The sequence below is a fragment of the Micromonospora sp. NBC_01412 genome, from assembly GCF_045040215.1.
GTDB classification, from domain to species: domain Bacteria; phylum Actinomycetota; class Actinomycetes; order Mycobacteriales; family Micromonosporaceae; genus Micromonospora; species Micromonospora rubida.
Window position 1 is genome coordinate 4,320,883 of the sequence record NZ_CP109528.1, and the last position, 17,142, is coordinate 4,338,024.

The following is a 17,142-nucleotide window of genomic DNA, read 5'->3' on the forward strand; positions in this document are numbered from 1 at the left end:
GGGCGAAACCGGGGGTGCCGCGTGGGAGAATCGGCGCAGGTCCCGCCGCCGCGACCGGTGCAGCCCGCGGCGTACGGCGTCCCGGCCGCCCGGTCGGTGCCCATGGGTCCGATTTCGCCACCGCTGCCGAGATCGCCAGGAGCCCCGATGGACGCCGTGTTCTCCGTACCCGAGCCGCGTAACGAGCCGGTCCGTGCCTACGAGCCGGGCAGCGCCGACCGGGAGCGGCTCCAGCGACGCCTGGCCGAGCTGGCCGGCGAGCGCCTCGACCTGCCGATGACCATCGCCGGCGAGCAGCGGATGGCCGGGGGTGCGCCGATCGACGTGGTGCAGCCGCACCGGCACGACCACGTGCTGGGCGTCACCGGCCACGCCACCCACGACGACGCCCGCGCCGCGGTCAAGGCCGCCAAGGACGCCGCCCCGATGTGGCGGGCCCTGCCGTTCGAGGAGCGCGCGGCGATCTTCCTGCGGGCCGCCGAGCTGCTCTCCGGCCCGTGGCGGGACACCCTCAACGCCACCACCATGCTCGGCCAGTCGAAGACCGCCGTCCAGGCCGAGATCGACGCGGCCTGCGAGCTGATCGACTTCCTCCGGTTCAACGTGCACTTCGCCAGGGGCCTGCTGGAGGAGCAGCCGCTCTCCTCCCCGGGGGTGTGGAACCGCCTCGACCACCGCCCCCTGGAGGGCTTCGTCTACGCGGTCACCCCGTTCAACTTCACCGCGATCGCCGGCAACCTGCCCTCCGCCCCGGCACTGCTCGGCAACACCGTGGTCTGGAAGCCGAGCCCGACCCAGCAGTTCGCCGCGCACTTCACCATGCGGCTGTTCGAGGCGGCCGGCCTGCCGCCCGGCGTGATCAACATGGTCACCGGGCGGGGCGAGGAGGTCTCCGACGTGGTGCTCGCCGACCCGGACCTGGCCGGCATCCACTTCACCGGCTCGACCAAGGTCTTCCAGCAACTGTGGAGGACCGTCGGTGACAACATCCACCGCTACCGGGGCTACCCCCGGCTGGTCGGCGAGACCGGCGGCAAGGACTTCGTGGTCGCGCACGCCAGCGCCGACGTGGACGCGTTGCACACCGCGCTGATCCGCGGCGCGTACGAGTACCAGGGCCAGAAGTGCTCCGCCGCGTCCCGGGCGTACGTCCCGCGGTCGCTCTGGGAGGGCGGGCTGCGCGACCGGCTGGCCGCCACCGCCGACTCGCTGACCTACGGCGACGTCACCGACTTCACCAACTTCGGCGGCGCGGTGATCGACGCCAAGGCGTTCGACCGGCACACCGCAGCCCTGGAGCTGATCTCCGGCGACAGCTCCTGCACCGTGCTGGCCGGCGGCACCGCCGACGACTCGGTCGGGTGGTTCGTCCGGCCGACCCTGTTCGAGTGCGCCGACGCCGCGCACGAGACGTTCACCACCGAGTACTTCGGGCCGATCCTCGGCGTGCACGTCTTCGACGACGCCCGCTTCGACGAGGCCGTCGCCCAGGCCGAGTCGATCGCCCCGTACGCGCTGACCGGGGCGATCTTCGCCACCGACCGCCGGGTGGTCGACGCGGTGGCCGAGCGCATGCGGTACGCGGCCGGAAACTTCTACATCAACGACAAGCCGACCGGTGCGGTGGTCGGCCAGCAGCCGTTCGGCGGCGCCCGGGCCAGCGGCACCAACGACAAGGCCGGCTCCTGGCACAACCTGGTCCGCTGGATGTCCCCCCGGACGATCAAGGAGACCTTCGTCCCACCGACCGACCACACCTACCCCCACATGGGCTGACGCGTCCGGCAAGGGCTCCCGCCGCGTCGCGGGGGCCCTCGCCGTGCGTAGCGTGACCGACCCTCAACGGACTGTCGCCCGCCGACAGTGCACAAAGGAAACCCTCCAGGGTGGCGAAAATGGCAAATCCTGGACGCCGGGTCGGCAAAGTGGCAGCGTAAGGGGCATGGCGGATTCCGGAGTGAACCCCACGGCGGCGGCCCTCCTCGGGCTGCTCCACGAGGGTCCCATGACAGGCGGTCAGCTGATGGCCGCCGCTGAGCGCAAGCTCGCCCCGTACTGGTCGATGACCCGCAGCCAGGTCTACCGCGAGCTCCCGGTGCTGGCCGAGCGCGGTCTGGTGCGGTTGGGCAAGCCCGGCCCCCGATCCAGCCAGCCGTACGCGATCACCGCGGCCGGCAAGCGGACGTTCTCCCGCTGGCTGGCCGAGGACCCGGGGCGGGACACCATCCGCAACCCGATCGCCCTGCGGGTCGCCTTCGGCGGCCTGCACTCGGCCACCCAGCTGCGCAACCTCCAGGTCTCCGCCAACGAATACCACAGCGAGGCCCTGGCCCGGGTACGGGAGCAGGTGAAGAACGCCAAGAAGGAGGGCGACTCGTACGACGCCAGCGCGCTGGAGTTCGCCGTCGCCTACCACAAGGCCGCCCTGTCCTGGCTGAAGTCCGCCCCCGTCGGCTGACCCGACCGACGGCCCGCCACCCCGCCACCGGGCCGTCCCCGGGGCTGGATCCGCCCGTGACCAGGGCGGCCGACAGGCCCGGGTCGTCAGCCACGCGGACACTTTTTGCCCGTCACCGTGGGGCTCGCAAGCTGACCTCCCGTATTCGCAGTAGTCTTGTCTGTCGTGACCGCTGCCGATTACGCCGAACAGCTCAAGGAACTCGACGCCACCCTGCGCAACATCGAGGCCGTGCTCAACCTCGACCGACTGCACGAGGACAAGGCCCGGCTCGAGGAGCAGGCCTCCGCGCCGGACCTGTGGGACGACCAGGCCAAGGCGCAGCAGGTGACCTCCCAGCTGTCGTACGTCAACGGCGAGATCAGCAAGCTGGGCAGTCTGCGCTCCCGGCTCGACGACGCCCGCGTGCTGCTGGAGCTCGCCGAGGCCGAGGACGACCCCGGGGTGCTCACCGAGGTGGAGACCGAGATCGGCGGGCTCACCAAGGCCATCCAGGAGATGGAGGTCCGCACCCTGCTGTCCGGCGAGTACGACTCGCGGGAGGCGCTGGTGGCGATCCGGGCCGGGGCCGGCGGCGTGGACGCGGCCGACTTCGCCGAGATGCTGCTGCGGATGTACCTGCGCTGGGCCGAGCGGCACGGCTACCCCACCGAGGTCTACGAGACCTCGTACGCCGAGGAGGCGGGCCTGAAGTCCGCGACCTTCGCGGTCAAGGTCCCGTACGCCTACGGCACGCTGAGCGTGGAGTCCGGCACCCACCGCCTCGTGCGGATCAGCCCCTTCGACAACCAGGGCCGCCGGCAGACCAGCTTCGCCGGTGTCGAGGTGCTGCCGGTGACCGAGCAGACCGACCACATCGACATCCCCGAGAACGAGATGCGGGTCGACGTCTACCGGTCCTCCGGCCCGGGCGGGCAGAGCGTCAACACCACCGACTCGGCGGTGCGGCTCACCCACATCCCCACCGGCATCGTGGTGACCTGCCAGAACGAGAAGTCCCAGCTCCAGAACAAGGCGTCCGCGATGCGGGTGCTCCAGGCCCGGCTGCTGGAGCGCAAGCGCCAGGAGGAGCAGGCCAAGCTGGAGGGGCTCAAGGAGAACGCCGCCGGCTCGTGGGGCGACCAGATGCGCTCGTACGTTCTGCACCCGTATCAGATGGTGAAGGATCTCCGAACCGAGCAGGAGACGGGCAATCCGACCTCGGTCTTCGACGGCGAGCTGGACAGCTTCATCGAAGCCGGTATCCGTTGGCGCAAGCAGCGACAGCTCGCCGGCGACTCAGCGTGATCGATCGCGGGCGGAGCGCGTCGTCGATCTCCCGCTAACAGGGTGTTTCGATGACGCGCCTCGCATCGGCGGGGCGTGGGGCTTGGTTCCTCGGTTACACCGCGTAGACTCACCACCCGTGATTCAGCTTGAGCAAGTGACGAAGACGTACCCGAAGGCGTCCCGGCCTTCGCTCGACAACGTGTCCGTCTCGATCGAGAAGGGCGAGTTCGTCTTCTTCATCGGTCCATCAGGCTCCGGCAAGTCCACCATCATCAAGCTGCTGCTGCACGAGGTGACCCCCAACAAGGGGCGGGTCGTCGTCAACAGCAAGGACGTCACCTCGATGCGCTCCTGGAAGCGACCGCACTTCCGGCGTTCGATCGGCTGTGTCTTCCAGGACTTCCGGCTGTTGCCGAACCGCACGGCGTACGAGAACGTGGCGTTCGCCCTCGAGGTGATCGGCAAGACCAAGGCGGTTGCCCGCCGGGTCGTTCCCGAGGTGCTGGAGCTGGTCGGGCTCGGTGGCAAGGAGCACCGCTACCCGCACGAGCTCTCCGGTGGTGAGCAGCAGCGGGTCGCCGTCGCCCGGGCGTTCGTGAACCGTCCGCTGATCCTGCTCGCGGACGAGCCGACCGGAAACCTGGACCCGGACACGTCGATCGAGATCATGCGCCTCCTGGACCGGATCAACCGCACCGGCACGACCGTCGTGATGGTCACCCACGACTCCAACATCGTGAACCAGATGCGGCGTCGGGTCATCGAGATCGAGAGCGGTCGCATCGTGCGCGACCAGGCCCGTGGCGTCTACGGGTGAGCCGGCGCTCCACCCCTGTGCAGCCTGACGACGATCACCTCACGCCGGAGACCCGGAGGAATTCCCGATGCGCGTGAAATACGTCCTGTCCGAGGTACTGGTCGGACTGTGGCGCAACGTGACCATGACCATCGCGATGATCATCACGATGGCCGTGTCGTTGACCATGCTCGGTGCCAGCGGTCTGATGTACAGCCAGGTAAACGACATGAAGGACCTCTACTACAAGAACATCGAGGTCTCGATCTTCCTGACCAAGGAGGCCAACGAGCAGCAGCGTGCCGACATCGACACCAAGCTGAAGAGCGACCCCCTGATCAAGGAGGTCGTCTTCGTTGACAAGGCCGAGGCGTACAAGCGTTTCCAGGAGATGTTCCAGGACGCGCCCGACCTGCTGAGCGCGGTCAAGGCGGACAGCCTGCCCGAGTCGTTCCGACTCAAGCTGGTCAACCCCGAGCAGTACCGGGAGATCTACAACCAGTACAAGGACACCGAGGGCGTCGACGAGATCGTCGACCAGAGCCAACTCCTGGACAAGATCTTCAAGATCCTCACCTCGGTCCAGAACATCGCCCTGGCGGCCGCGGCGGTGATGGCAATCGCCGCGTTGCTGCTGGTCGCGAACACGATCCAGGTCGCGGCGTACAGCAAGCGACGTGAGGTCGCGGTCATGAAGCTGGTCGGCGCGTCCAACTGGTTCATCCAGGCGCCGTTCGTGCTGGAGGCCGTGGTCGCGGGCCTGATCGGCTCGCTGCTCGCCCTTGTCGCCCTGATAGCGGCCAAATACCTGCTGTTCGACGGTGCGCTCAGTGACCTTCAGGGGCTGCTCTCCCCGGTCTCCTGGGGCGACATCCTCATCGTTTTCCCGATCATGGCCGGCGTGGGCGGTCTGGTCAGCGCCGTCACCGCCTGGGTGACCCTCCGGTTCTACCTGCGGGTCTAGTCACCCTCGGGTCCGTCCGACGCGGCAGGGCCCTCCGGCGCGGAATAATCCGTGCCGGAGGGCCCTTGTCATTCGGGTAGCATGATCTCCGCTTCCGGCCCCGGGGCCGGGAGCCGCAAACGAGGGGAGGTGGCGCCGATGCCACGGGAGAAGGGGCGCAAGGTCGTCGCCTCCAACAAGAAGGCGCGTCACGACTACGCCATCCTCGACACGTACGAGGCGGGCATGGCGCTGACCGGCACCGAGGTCAAGTCGCTTCGGGCCGGGCGGGCGTCGCTGGTCGACGCCTTCGCCCAGGAGCGTGACGGTGAGCTCTTTCTGCACTCCATGCACATCCCGGAGTACACCCAGGGCACCTGGACCAACCACGAGCCCCGGCGTACCCGAAAGCTGCTGCTCAAGCGGCTGGAGATCGACCGGCTGATCGGCAAGACCCGCGAGGGCGGCCTGACCATGGTCCCGTTGCAGGTCTACTTCTCCGACGGCTGGGCCAAGGTGGAGATCGCCCTGGCCAAGGGCAAGAAGTCGTACGACAAGCGGCAGGACCTCGCCAAGCGGGACGCGGACCGGGAGATCGCCCGGGCCGCCGGCCGGCGCGGCAAGGGCATGGACGACTGATTCGTCCCGTTCATCCGTTCCCGGCACGCCGGAGCGGGCCTCGGGATGAAACCGGTTGCGGAAGGCGTTAGGCTTGTGTGGAGCCGCCAACAGGGGCGGCCCGTCGAGGGGGTGACTGGTTTCGACTTCGTACGCAGCGACAGGGGAAGCGAGCCGAGGAAGCCGACGTCGTCTCGAAAATCGGTCGTCGGAAACTTATAAGCGCCAAGAACACTCGCGCTGACTTCGCTCTCGCCGCCTGAGGCGAGTAGCTAAGTCTGTCGGCCTGGGAACGCCTTCGTCCCAGTCAGCCGGCATCAGTTAGAGGGCTGGCCAATCGGACCCGGTCGCGGGGTCCGTGCGGCGAGATTAATCAGCGACTGGGCCCGTCACACCAACTCGCTCGCGTGAGAGGTGGGGCCGAGTAGAGGCATAGCGAGCTGCGCTCGGAGAAGCCCTGACAAACCGGCGAAGGACCCGGGTTCGATTCCCGGCACCTCCACCACCTGACTGTGCGCCTCGGTCCACCTGGACCGGGGCGCACAGTCGTGTCCGGGGCGCACAGTCGTTCGGGCCGCACAGTCGTTCGGGCCGGTGGGGAGGCCGGTGGCCTCAGGGCGATTGCGAAGTCGGGCGGGAGCGCTTCGATCAGGAGGTCTGGGGGTCCTGGCGTGGGCGCCGCTCCACGGTGGGTGTGCCTCCCGGTGCCTATGGAGCTGAGTCGGATACGACATCACCCACGCCCGCCGCGATCGGCGACCGCAAGCGAAGACCCGACGGGGCGGTGGGTGACGTGACGGTGGTGGCCCGATCGGCGTTGATGACGTGGACGACTCAGCTCCATAGGCGCCGTCCCACGGCACCGACCGCCGCGCCCACAGCTCCGCCCCGGCCACGGTCCCCGGGCCGACCAGGGACCGCACCCGCGACAACGCAACGACCCCCTGCCGGTGACCCGAAGCCGGGGAACCGGAAACGGCGCGGGCGCGTCGAAGGGATATGCGTCCAGTTCTCGCCCTGGTGGGTCTGCCCCTGCTCCTCGTCGCAGCCGGTTGCGCCCCGGCCGGGTCGGAGCCGGGCGCCGGCGGCACCCCCGGCGGCGCCGACGACCGGTGGGAGCCGTTCCACCAGCGGGCCGCCGAGGTGGCCGAGGCGTGGCGGCCCGGGAACGCCTGGACCGCCGGCTACGTGCCGCTCCAGGAGCCGACCGTGCTGCTCGGGGACCCCGATTTCACCCCGGAGACCGAGCAGGCGTTCCGCAACGGCTGGTACCGGGAGCAGGTCGCGGTGCCCACCGCTGAGCCGGCCGACGCCGCGATCCGCTTCCCCGACGGGACGCTGACCGTGCCGCTGGTCAGTGCCGGCACGGCGTACCGGCAGCTCGACCAGGGCGACCCGCCGCCGTGCGAGGGACGGCCGCAGCGGCCGACGCCCGAGAAGCGGCCGGGCTTCCGGCCGAAGCCCGGTGCCACGGACGGGCCCATCATCGAGCCGGGCCCGGACGGTCCGATCATCGAGCCAAGGCCGGACGGTCCGATCATCTCGCCCGGCCCGGACGGGCCGATCATCGAGCCCGGTGCCACGGGCAGGCCGACCATCGAGCCGGGGCCGGACGGTCCGGTGAGCACCGTGCCGTCGGCAGCCTGCGTGCCGCTGACCGTCACCGCCGTGCGGCTCGGTACCGCGCCGGTGCGTACCAGCCGGGGCGAGGCGCAGGTCCCGGCCTGGGTGTTCACCGTCGAGGAGCTGAGGGCCCCGGTGGCCCGGCTCGCGGTCGCGCCCGGCTCGGTCACCGCCGTGCCCCGGGGCGTCGCGCCCACCGGGCCGGTGCCCGACGGCGTGGTCAGCGCCCAGGACCTTCAGGCCGTCGACGGGGCCCGGCTGACCTGGAGGATCGGCGTGGGCGCCTGCGACACCGCGCCCACCCCGCTGGTGCGGGAGCGAGACGACGTGGTGGTGGTCGGCGGCGGCGTCACCCCGGCCACCGGTATCTGCACCGATCAGCTTCTGCTCAAGCCGGTCACCGTCACCCTGAAGGCGCCGCTCGGCGACCGGACGGTGCTCGACGTGGCCACCGGTGCGCCGCTGGTCCTGCGCCACTGAGCCGCCCGCCCGGGGCTCAGAGCAGCTGCGGAACGTCGGTGCTGATCGGCACCGGCAGCACGGTGGGCCGGTCCGCGGCCAGCGCCGCGCGCAGCGCGTCGCCCAGCCCGTCGGGCTCCTCGACGACCGTGGCGGCGCAGCCGTACCCCCGGGCCACCGCGGTGATGTCCAGGCCGGGCAGGTCCAGGCCCGGGACCCCGGGGGTGTGCTTCAGCTCGGCGAACGACTTGAGGATCGCGTACTGCTGGTTGACCGGGACCACGACGGCGAGCGGCAGGCGCAGCCGTGCGGCCGTCCACAGGGCCTGCACCGAGTAGTGGAACGAGCCGTCCCCGATCACCGCCACCACCGGGCGGCCCCGTCCGGTGTCCCGCTCGGCCAGCGCGATCCCCACCGCCGCCGGAAGTCCGAAGCCGAGCCCGCCGCTGGCCATCGTGAAGTACGACCCGGGACGGGTGACCGGCAGCCGGCGGCGCAGCGCGGCCAGGTTGGACGGTGATTCCTGCACCAGCACCCCGTCGGGCGGCCAGTGCCGGGCCAGGGCGGCGAAGAGGCCGTCCGGGCTCAGCGGTGGGCCCAGGTCGGGCGGCTCCGGGGCGGGCCGGGGCGGCGGGGGTGTGCGCTCGGAGGCCGGGACCAGGTCGACCAGGGCGGCGAGCGCCAGGCCGGGGTCGCCGAGCAGGCTGTCCCCGACCGGCGCGCGGGCCGTCTCTTCCGGGTCGTCGGTGATGTGCAGCAGCCGGGTGCCGGCGGGCAGGTAGTCCCCGGGCACGTACGGGTAGTACCGGAACACCGGCGCGCCGACCACCAGCACCGTGTCGTGCCCGCGCAGCGCCTCGGCCAGTGGCCCGATCGCGTACGGCAGCACGCCCCGGTAGTACGGGTGGTCCTCGGGGAACGCGGCCCGCTCCGGGGCCGGCGCGGACCAGACCGGGGCGGCCAGCCGCTCGGCCAGCGCGACCGCCGCCGGCCACGCCCCGGCCCGGTCGACCGTCCCGCCGAGGACGAGCACCGGGGAGTGGCTGGCGGCCACCTGGGCGGCGAACTCCCGAAGCCGGGTCGGGTCCGGGGCGTACCGGGTGGCCACCGTACGCACCTCGGGCGCCCCGGACGCCGGCTGCTGCCAGTCGTCGAGCGGCAGGGAGAGGTAGACCGGCCCGGCCGGCGGCTGCACCGCCGTGGCGTACGCCCGCATGAACGCCGCCGGGATGTCCTGGGCGCGGGGCGGCTCGTAGCTCCACTTGGCGTACGGCTGGGTCAGCTCGGCCGCCCGGCGGTTGGTCAACCGGGGTTCGATCAGCAGCATCTCCCGGGTCTGCTGTCCGGCGGTGACGATCAGCGGCGTCTTGTTGTGCCAGGCGGTGACCAGGTTGCCCATGCCGTTGCCGGTGCCCGGGGCGGTGTGCAGGTTGACGTGCGCGGGACGGCCGGTGGCCTGGGCGTACCCGTCGGCCATCCCGACCGCGGACGCCTCGTGCAGGGCGTGCACGTAGTGGAAGTCGGCGGGGAACTCCTGCAGGAACGGCTCCTCGGTGGAGCCGGGGTTGCCGAAGACGGTGGTCAGGCCCAGCGCCCGGAGCAGGTCGTACGTCGTCTCGCGGACCGTTGCCATCGGTGGGCCTCCGTGTCGCGGCGCGGGCTGCCTCCTCGCCGGAGGCGACGCGGCGATCGGGCCCCCGACCTGCCGAATCTATCCGGAAAAGGCTCACCTATCGGGCGATTCGCCCAGCCTGCGGTGGCCGCCGCCGCGCCGCCCCCGGGGTCAGGGGAGGGGGAAGGGCAGCGTGATCCCGTCCAGCGCCCGCCCGCACGGGCAATCCCGCCCGGCCGGCAGGGCGGCGACCGCGTCCAGCAGCACCCCGCGCAGCCGGTCGGTGTTCTCGCCGAAGACCCGGAAGACCTCCTCCTGGGTCACCGACTCGCCGCTCTCCACCCCCGCGTCCAGGTCGGTGACCAGGGCGATCGGGGTGTAGCAGAGGGCCAGTTCCCGGGCCAGCACCGCCTCCGGGTGGCCGGTCATGTTGACCACCGCCCCGCCGATCGCGGTGAACCAGCGCGACTCCGCCCGGGTGGAGAACCGGGGCCCCTCCACCACCACCATCGTGCCGCCGTCGACCGCCGACACCCCCCGCCCGGCCGCCGCGTCGAGCAGCGTCCGGCGACCCACCGGGCAGTACGGGTCGGCGAAGGTCACGTGCACCGCGCCCCGGTCGTAGTACGTCTGGACCCGGCCGCTGGTGCGGTCGATGAGCTGGTCCGGCACCACGAAGGTGCCCGGCCCCAACTCGGGGCGCAGCCCGCCGACCGCGCACGGGGCGAGCACCTGGCGCACCCCGAGCGACCGCAGCGCCCAGAGGTTCGCCCGGTACGGGATCAGGTGCGGCGGGTGCCGATGGTCGCGCCCGTGGCGGGGCAGGAACGCCACCCGCCGGCCGCCCACTTCGGCGATCGTCACCGGGTCGGACGGTTCCCCGTACGGCGTCTCCACCTGGTGCTCGGTGGCGCCCTCCAGGAGGGCATAGAGCCCCGAGCCGCCAATCACCGCGATGTCCGCCGTCGGCCCCATCGTCGTCCCCTCCGGTCCCACTCGATCACCCACCGGTCAGACCTTAGCCAGCGCCCCGGCCGCAAGCTATGGTGCCAGGCATGGCATTGACAGCAGGGATGAGCGCGGGGTCCCGTGCCGAGCGGGTGTGGCCCTCCACCTCCCCGCTCGGCCCCGGCGTCGATGCCGTCCGGTACGGCCGCGGTGCCGACGTCCGGGGCGGCGGCCCCCGTCCCTCGGCGCGTGGCTGACGGATGTCTGACATGCGGGGAGAAGACCAGGCGATCGGCGGGCGTGCGATGGAGTCGATGACCGGACGGCTGCTGGTCGCGACTCCGACGCTCAAGGACCCGAACTTCGACCGGACGGTGGTGCTGCTCGTCGCGCACGAGCCGGGCGGGTCGCTGGGCGTGGTGCTCAACCGGGCCACCGAGGTCCCGGTCGTCGATGTCCTCGGCGACTGGAGCCACCTGGCCCGGGACCCGGCGGTGCTGTTCGAGGGCGGGCCGGTGCAGCCGGACTCGGCGATCTGCCTGGCCCGGATGCGCAGCCCGGTCAAGCGGCTGCGCGGCTTCCACCAGGTCTCCGGCGCCGTCGGCACGATCGACCTCTCCGCCGACCCGGAGCGGATGCGGGAGAGCATCGGCGGCATCCGGGTCTTCGCCGGCTACTCCGGTTGGGGCTCGGGCCAGCTCGAACAGGAGATCGAGGACGGGTCCTGGTTCGTCTTCGACGCGCTGCCCGGGGACGCCTTCGTCGACCGGCCGGACGACCTGTGGCCGATGGTCCTGCGCCGTCAGGGCGGCATGACGGCGGCGGTCGCCCACTTCCCGCCGGACGTCGCGCTGAACTGACCCGTGGGTGGGCCCGCGAGATGACCATGGCGGCCGGCGTGTGTATAGTTCTCTCCGTGCCCGGGCGACCGGGGGCGAAGGTAAGGGGCCGTGGCGCAGCTGGTAGCGCACCACACTGGCAGTGTGGGGGTCAGGGGTTCGAGTCCCCTCGGCTCCACCCTTAACAAGCGCCCTGGTGGGAGATTGAATCTCCCACCAGGGCGCTTGTTGTTCCCGCCGCTTTCATGCCGCTGTGTGCCAGAACCGTGCCAGATCGAATGCTTGGCAGCCTGTCGCCAGCTTCTTTCGTCCCTTGGCCGAGGCGGGCGTCAGCTACATGATCACAGTTGCCTGCTTGCGGGGTGGGCCTACCGACGCCGCCGGCTCTGGCCGGGCTGGTGACGAGGGTTAACTTTCGTTACGATCATCACCACCGCCCACCAAGAGGGGATGTATGGAAAGTTCCTTCTGGCTTGGTCTGCTCCTAGGTGTTCCGCTCTCCATCGCGGCAAACATGCTAACCACTACGGTTCAGCGGCGAATAGCCCGTCAGAGTCGCAAGCTGAGTGAGCGGCAAGAGCGGAAACGTAAGCGAAACGGGCAGCTCACGATGGTTCATGCTCGACATCCTGAGCTGCTCACATCGCACATGCTAGCTGGCATTGCCCTAGGGCTTACTTACTTGGTCATGGCTGTCATCACCGCGCTGGTTACCCTTGCGAATATGTATGGTGGTGGCAATTTTGGCGCTAATATTATTGGCGCGGTTTTCATGGCTCTCTCAACTGTGCTGACCGTGATGGCCTTGCGCTCTTTCCTTTCTGCGGCCGGGGCCAGGTCGGACGTACTCAAATTAATTGCCAAGAAAGAGCCGGTAGCCGAGTCTCGCTCGCGCGAATCGTTAGACTAGGCGCTGAGCTTGCCTCGCGCCTCTTCGATTAGCGCGTCCAGGGCGGCGGCGATAGTGTGATCGCGGTCACGGGTGGCGTGTTGGTAGATCATCGCGGCGCGCGTACTGGAATGCCCGATGCGCGCCATCAGCTCTTTGAGGGTCGCGCCGCTCTGCGCCGACCACGTGCTACCGGTGTGCCGTAGGTCGTGCAGGTGTAGCCCGAGATTGTCAGGGATGCCGGCGGCGGTCAGCGCCTTACGCCATACATGGTTGAAGTTGCGTCGGCGCGGGATGCCGCCCTGAGCGCCGAGAAACAAACGCCCGTTCGGGCCGCCCTCGGCGAACTGGGCCAAATGCCATTCCATGTCGCCCCGTAGCCCGGACGGCAGGCTGATGGGCCGCTTCCCTGCCTCAGATTTCGGATCGTCGTCAATCTGCGTACCGTCCTCCATTTCCGTCGTGGCGCGGCGTACCCGTAGGTCCATCGTGTGCAGGTCGATGTCTCGGCGTCGCAGCGCCACCATTTCGCCGAACCGTAGTTGCGCGAATGCGGCCAGGAGCACGAACAGGCGGTATCGCGGATGGATGGTTTCGGCGATGGCAAACACCTGTTGAAGCGTCGCGGTCGGCCGTTCATCCGCTTTGTCCTGGCCGGCACCCTTGATCCGGCACGGGTTGCGGCGGATTAGGTCGTCGTCAACGGCGGTGGCATAGATGGCGTGAAGGATTCGGTATGTCTTTGCCACCGTGGGTTTCCCGACGCCATCGTCGAGTCGGTCCGCCCGCCATTTTCGAATGTGCGGTGCGGTGACCTCGTTCAGCGCGTGGTCACCGAGCTGTGGCCGAACGTGCAGTCGGATGTGTCGCTCGTATTCCTCGCGCGTTCGTGCCTTGAGATCCCGTTCTCGCATCCACCTGTCGGCATACTCGGCAAGGCTGATGTTCCCGGCGTAGGGGTCGAGCCAATCCCCGCGCAGCATCTCAGCCTCGGTCTCGACTAGCCATTGTTCGGCCGCCCGCTTGGTGTCGAACGTGGTCGGTGCCTTGCGGGGCAACCCGTCCGGTCCGGTGTAGCGTGCTTGCCACGCGCCGGAGGGCAGCTTGCGCACGCTGCCGAATCGGCGCTTACGCCCCTTGGCGTTTCCCCCCATTAGGCTGCCCTCCTTTCCCTGCCGGTGCGGCGCACATCTCGGCAAAGGTGCCGGCGAGCTGGGGAAGCAGGTTCCGAGATCGTTCCGGGTTCGCTGAGCCATCTCGGCAAACCGGCCTCGATCTCGGCAGGGCAGTTGCCGAGATGCCGAGATCGATGCTTATCTACTACCTTGATCTCGGCAGACAGTTTTCCCAGGTAGAGGGCTGGTTTCGCCGAGATGCCGAGATGGTTCAGCGGGTTTCATCCTTCGTGGTGCTCGACCCAGAACACGGCCCGGTTGCCTCGCTCGTGTTTGCCGGCCCGGATGACGTGTTCGCCGCGCCATCGTCCGGCTTGCCCGGTGAGCAGCCGACCGAGCTGCAAGGGGTTGGGCAGGCGGCCGTTGTGAGTGGTGATGAACTGCCCATCCCACGGGTCGTTGGTGTCGCTGCCGAGCTGCAGCGCGGCCGTCGGCCCGGTGTCATGTCCTGCCCGGCCGAGCGACGGCGATCGTCGTAGGTCCGACGACGCACTCCTCGACGCGAGCTGACGAGGGGCTGGTCTACACCCGATCCGGGAACTCCTACAACGTGCCGATCGCCGAGTACGTCATCGGCGCGGTGCTCCTGCACCAGCGGGCCTTTCCCGAGCTGCGCGAGGCACAGGAGCGCCGGGAGTGGGTGCGGATCGTCGGCCGGGACCTCATCGGCAGCACCATGCTGGTCTTCGGCACCGGCGGGATCGGGCGTGAGGTGGCCTGGCGGGCCCGGGCCCTTGGCGTCACCGTGATCGGGGTCAACCGTGCGGGTACGCCGGCCGAGGGCTTCGACCGGGTGGAGTCGTTCGCCGACCACCTCCCGCTGCTGCCCGAGGCCGACTCCGTGGTGCTGGCCATGCCGCTGACCGGGGAGAACCGGTACTTCTTCGACGCCGAGCACTTCGCGGCGATGAAGGAGACCGGCATCCTGGTCAACATCGGACGGGGTGCGCTGGTCGTCGAGGACGCGCTCGTCGACGCCATGGAGCAGGGCCGGATCGCCGGTGCCGTGCTCGACGTGTTCGAGGAGGAGCCGTTGCCTCCGGGCCACCGGTTGTGGGGCCTGCCCCGCACGACGGCCACCCCGCACACGTCGTTCCGTGGTTCGGGCAACGTGCAGCGGCTCTACGCCGACTTCTGCGCCAACTTCGACCTGTACCTGGCCGGTGAGCCGTTGACCGGCACGAAGCGTCAGCCGGAGCTGGGGTACTGACCGGCACGTCCGCGAAGGCGGCGGCCCACTCGAACACCGAGTGTGCCGCCGTCTTCGTCGTACCGGCCTTCCATGCGGCGGCGGCCCACCCGATCATCGGGTGGGCCGCCGCCGTAATGCCGTCATGCCGTCCTGTCGGGGTTCACCCGATCAACGAGCGGGCCGCCACCAGCACGTCGTCCTCGCGCAGCAGCACCTGGTCGGCGGCCGGGCCCAGGGGGACGTAGCTGTCGACGCTGTTGACGCGGGAGATCCGGCCGGTGAAGCCGCCGTCGACCAGGGCGGCCACCACCGCCTCGGAGACGCCGCCGCTGGCGCGGCTCTCGTCGACGACGAGGACCCGCGAGATCCCGGCGAGCGCGGCGTGCATGCTCGCGGCCGGCAGCGGTGACAGCCACTGCAGGTCGATGACCCGGGTGCTGACCTGTCGTTCCCGGGCCAGCGTCCCGGCCGCCCGCAGGCTCATCGGGACGCCGTTGCCGAAGGTGACCATCGCCAGGTCCGTGCCCTCGCACACCGTCCGCACCTGGCCCAGCGGGTTCTCCGCCGCCGCCCAGCTCGCCGGCTCCGGATAGGGGGCGAGCCAGCCGCCGTCGCCGTCGGTGTGCAGGTCACGCCGGTGGTAGAGCGCGATCGGCTCCAGGAAGACACACACCCGCCCCTCCTGCTCGGCGAGGGCGAGGCACTGGCGGAGCAGGGCGGGGGCGGTGGCCGGGTGTGAGGCGACCGCGAAGGCCAGGCCGGGGATGTCCCGCAGCACCGCCACGGAGTTGTCGTTGTGGAAGTGCCCGCCGAACCCCTTCTGGTAGGCCAGGCCGGCGATCCGCACCACCATGCCGTTGGAGTACTGCCCGTTGGAGAAGAAGCGCAGCGACGCGGCCTCACCGCGCAGCTGGTCCTCGGCGTTGTGCAGGTAGGCCAGGTACTGGATCTCCGGGATCGGCAGCGTGCCGGCCAGGGCTCCGCCGAGCGCCACTCCGAGGATGGTCTGTTCGTCGAGGAGCGTGTCGAAGACCCGGTTGGCCCCGAAGGCCTTCCGCAGCCCCCGGGTGACGCCGTAGACGCCGCCCTTACGCGCCACGTCCTCGCCGAAGACCTGGGCCTGCGGCCAGGTCAGCAGCGCGTCGTGCAGGGCGGCGTTGATCGACTGGGCCAGGGTGAGCGGCCCACGGGACTCGGGGGGCTTGTCGCCGAACGCCCTCTCCCGCCCGGTGCCGGCGCGGCGCGCGGCGGCGCCGACCCGGCCCACCCGGCGGGCGGTCAACGGCGCGGTCACCGCCGCCGGGTCGTCCAGCCGCCCGACCCGGCCCAGCATCAGCTGGGCCTGGTTCATCACCTGCTTGCGGGACTGCTCGTAGCGGGTGAGGGTCTCGGCCGGGCCGAGGATCCGGCGCCGCGCGAGCAGGGCCGCCGTCGCCAGGATCGGATCGCGGGCGTGGTCGGAGAGGATCTCCGCGTGGGTCCGGTAGGCCAGCTCGGCGTCGGAGCCGGCGTGGCCCATGAACCGTACGGTGCTCAGGTGCAGCACGGCGGGCCGTCGCCGGGTACGCACCTGGTGCGTCACTTCGGCTGCGGTGGCCAGCAGGCCGGCGGGGTCCGTGCCGTCGGCGCGCACGTAGTCGATGCCGGGCAGGGCCGACAGCATCCGCCGGACCCAGCCGTGCGGGGAGCGGGTGCTGATCCCGATGCCGTTGTCCTCGCAGACGAACAGCAGCGGCACGGGGAGTCCCTGATGGGCGCTGTAGCCCACCGCGTTCAGCGCTCCGGCCGCCGTGGAGTGGTTGGCCGAGGCGTCGCCGAAGCTGCATACCACCACGGCGTCGGCCGGGTATCCGGTGTCGGTGAGGCCCCGGTCGAGCGCGAACGCCAGGCCCATGGCCCGGGGCAGGTGGGAGGCGATCGTCGACGTCTGCGGGATGATGCTCAGGTCCCGGTGGCCGAAGACCTTGTGCCGGCCACCGGAGATCGGGTCCTGCCGGGACGCCGCCGCCGAGTGCAGCACGTCCGCGATCGGCGTGGAACCGGTGACCTGACCGGCCCGCGCGGCGTAGAAGCCGCCGGAACGGTAGTGCAGCAGGGCGGGATCGGTCGGGCGCAGCGCCAGCGCGACGGCGGCGTTGCTCTCGTGCCCACTGGACCCGATCGTGTAGAACCCCTCCTGCTGGGCCTGCAACCAGCGCAGCGCGAGGTCGAGGTGACGGCTCTGGATCTGGGCGTCGAGGTAGTCCACCAGCAGCCCGGGGTCGACGTCGACGTCCGGGGAGGTCTCCTCGGGCAGCGGCTGACCCGCAGACCACTCGGTG

15 protein-coding genes, 1 tRNA gene and 1 other RNA gene are annotated in these 17,142 nt (G+C 70.4%); 13 read left to right on the forward strand and 4 right to left on the reverse strand.

What is annotated here, in order from left to right; translation table 11 throughout:
* The first annotated feature begins 147 nt into the window (after positions 1-147).
* From pruA to OG617_RS19845, 8 genes are all read left to right on the forward strand, one after another.
* Entirely contained in the window at positions 148-1,776 is a 1,629-nt protein-coding gene (gene pruA, locus OG617_RS19810) for an L-glutamate gamma-semialdehyde dehydrogenase (RefSeq protein WP_405094548.1), read from the forward strand.
* Between the two features lie 166 nt (positions 1,777-1,942).
* Positions 1,943-2,458, forward strand: a complete 516-nt coding sequence (locus tag OG617_RS19815; RefSeq protein ID WP_396676171.1) for a helix-turn-helix transcriptional regulator — start codon at positions 1,943-1,945, stop codon at positions 2,456-2,458.
* A gap of 165 nt (positions 2,459-2,623) precedes the next feature.
* Positions 2,624-3,745: a peptide chain release factor 2 gene (gene prfB / locus OG617_RS19820; protein ID WP_396676169.1), complete on the forward strand. Its 1,122-nt coding sequence runs from the start codon at positions 2,624-2,626 to the stop codon at positions 3,743-3,745.
* A gap of 118 nt (positions 3,746-3,863) precedes the next feature.
* Entirely contained in the window at positions 3,864-4,544 is a 681-nt protein-coding gene (gene ftsE / locus OG617_RS19825) for a cell division ATP-binding protein FtsE (protein WP_117665857.1), read from the forward strand.
* Positions 4,545-4,611: 67 nt separating this feature from the next.
* Complete coding sequence (ftsX, locus tag OG617_RS19830; protein ID WP_396676168.1) at positions 4,612-5,487, forward strand: permease-like cell division protein FtsX; 876 nt, start codon at positions 4,612-4,614, stop codon at positions 5,485-5,487.
* A 138-nt stretch (positions 5,488-5,625) separates the two neighbouring features.
* A complete protein-coding gene (smpB, locus tag OG617_RS19835; RefSeq protein ID WP_405094549.1) occupies positions 5,626-6,105 on the forward strand; it encodes an SsrA-binding protein SmpB in 480 nt (159 codons plus the stop codon).
* Positions 6,106-6,212: 107 nt separating this feature from the next.
* Positions 6,213-6,589, forward strand: a transfer-messenger RNA (tmRNA) gene (ssrA, locus tag OG617_RS19840).
* Positions 6,590-7,083: 494 nt separating this feature from the next.
* Positions 7,084-8,187 (forward strand): hypothetical protein, encoded by a 1,104-nt coding sequence (locus OG617_RS19845; RefSeq protein WP_405094550.1) that lies wholly within the window; start codon positions 7,084-7,086, stop codon positions 8,185-8,187.
* A gap of 16 nt (positions 8,188-8,203) precedes the next feature.
* Here OG617_RS19845 and mdlC read toward each other — a convergent pair whose 3' ends face one another.
* Both mdlC and OG617_RS19855 read right to left on the reverse strand, forming a co-directional pair.
* Positions 8,204-9,799, reverse strand: a complete 1,596-nt coding sequence (mdlC, locus tag OG617_RS19850) for a benzoylformate decarboxylase (protein WP_405094551.1) — start codon at positions 9,797-9,799, stop codon at positions 8,204-8,206.
* Between the two features lie 150 nt (positions 9,800-9,949).
* On the reverse strand, positions 9,950-10,753 hold the full coding sequence (locus OG617_RS19855) for an S-methyl-5'-thioadenosine phosphorylase (RefSeq protein ID WP_405103833.1): 804 nt from the start codon (positions 10,751-10,753) through the stop codon (positions 9,950-9,952).
* Between the two features lie 242 nt (positions 10,754-10,995).
* On the opposite strand from OG617_RS19855, the gene OG617_RS19860 reads away from it, so the two are divergent.
* The 3 genes from OG617_RS19860 to OG617_RS19870 all read left to right on the forward strand — a co-directional run bounded on the left by OG617_RS19860 (position 10,996) and on the right by OG617_RS19870 (position 12,475).
* Entirely contained in the window at positions 10,996-11,586 is a 591-nt protein-coding gene (locus OG617_RS19860; protein ID WP_405094552.1) for a YqgE/AlgH family protein, read from the forward strand.
* 84 nt (positions 11,587-11,670) lie between these two features.
* Positions 11,671-11,743: transfer RNA gene (locus tag OG617_RS19865), tRNA-Ala, on the forward strand.
* A gap of 510 nt (positions 11,744-12,253) precedes the next feature.
* Complete coding sequence (locus tag OG617_RS19870; RefSeq protein ID WP_405094553.1) at positions 12,254-12,475, forward strand: hypothetical protein; 222 nt, start codon at positions 12,254-12,256, stop codon at positions 12,473-12,475.
* Here OG617_RS19870 and OG617_RS19875 read toward each other — a convergent pair.
* Positions 12,472-13,608 carry a tyrosine-type recombinase/integrase gene (locus OG617_RS19875; RefSeq protein WP_405094554.1) on the reverse strand — a complete coding sequence of 379 codons (1,137 nt, stop codon included), beginning with the start codon at positions 13,606-13,608 and terminating at the stop codon, positions 12,472-12,474. The two genes, OG617_RS19870 and OG617_RS19875, sit on opposite strands and share 4 nt — an antisense overlap.
* A 155-nt stretch (positions 13,609-13,763) precedes the next feature.
* Here OG617_RS19875 and OG617_RS19880 point away from each other — a divergent pair, with 155 nt between their 5' ends.
* Together OG617_RS19880 and OG617_RS19885 are read left to right on the forward strand one after the other, a co-directional pair.
* Complete coding sequence (locus OG617_RS19880; RefSeq protein ID WP_405094555.1) at positions 13,764-14,108, forward strand: hypothetical protein; 345 nt, start codon at positions 13,764-13,766, stop codon at positions 14,106-14,108.
* A 71-nt stretch (positions 14,109-14,179) separates the two neighbouring features.
* A complete protein-coding gene (locus OG617_RS19885) occupies positions 14,180-14,839 on the forward strand; it encodes a D-2-hydroxyacid dehydrogenase (RefSeq protein WP_405094556.1) in 660 nt (219 codons plus the stop codon).
* 142 nt (positions 14,840-14,981) lie between these two features.
* Here OG617_RS19885 and OG617_RS19890 read toward each other — a convergent pair whose 3' ends face one another.
* Complete coding sequence (locus OG617_RS19890; protein WP_405103835.1) at positions 14,982-17,117, reverse strand: thiamine pyrophosphate-dependent enzyme; 2,136 nt, start codon at positions 17,115-17,117, stop codon at positions 14,982-14,984.
* Positions 17,118-17,142 lie beyond the last annotated feature (25 nt).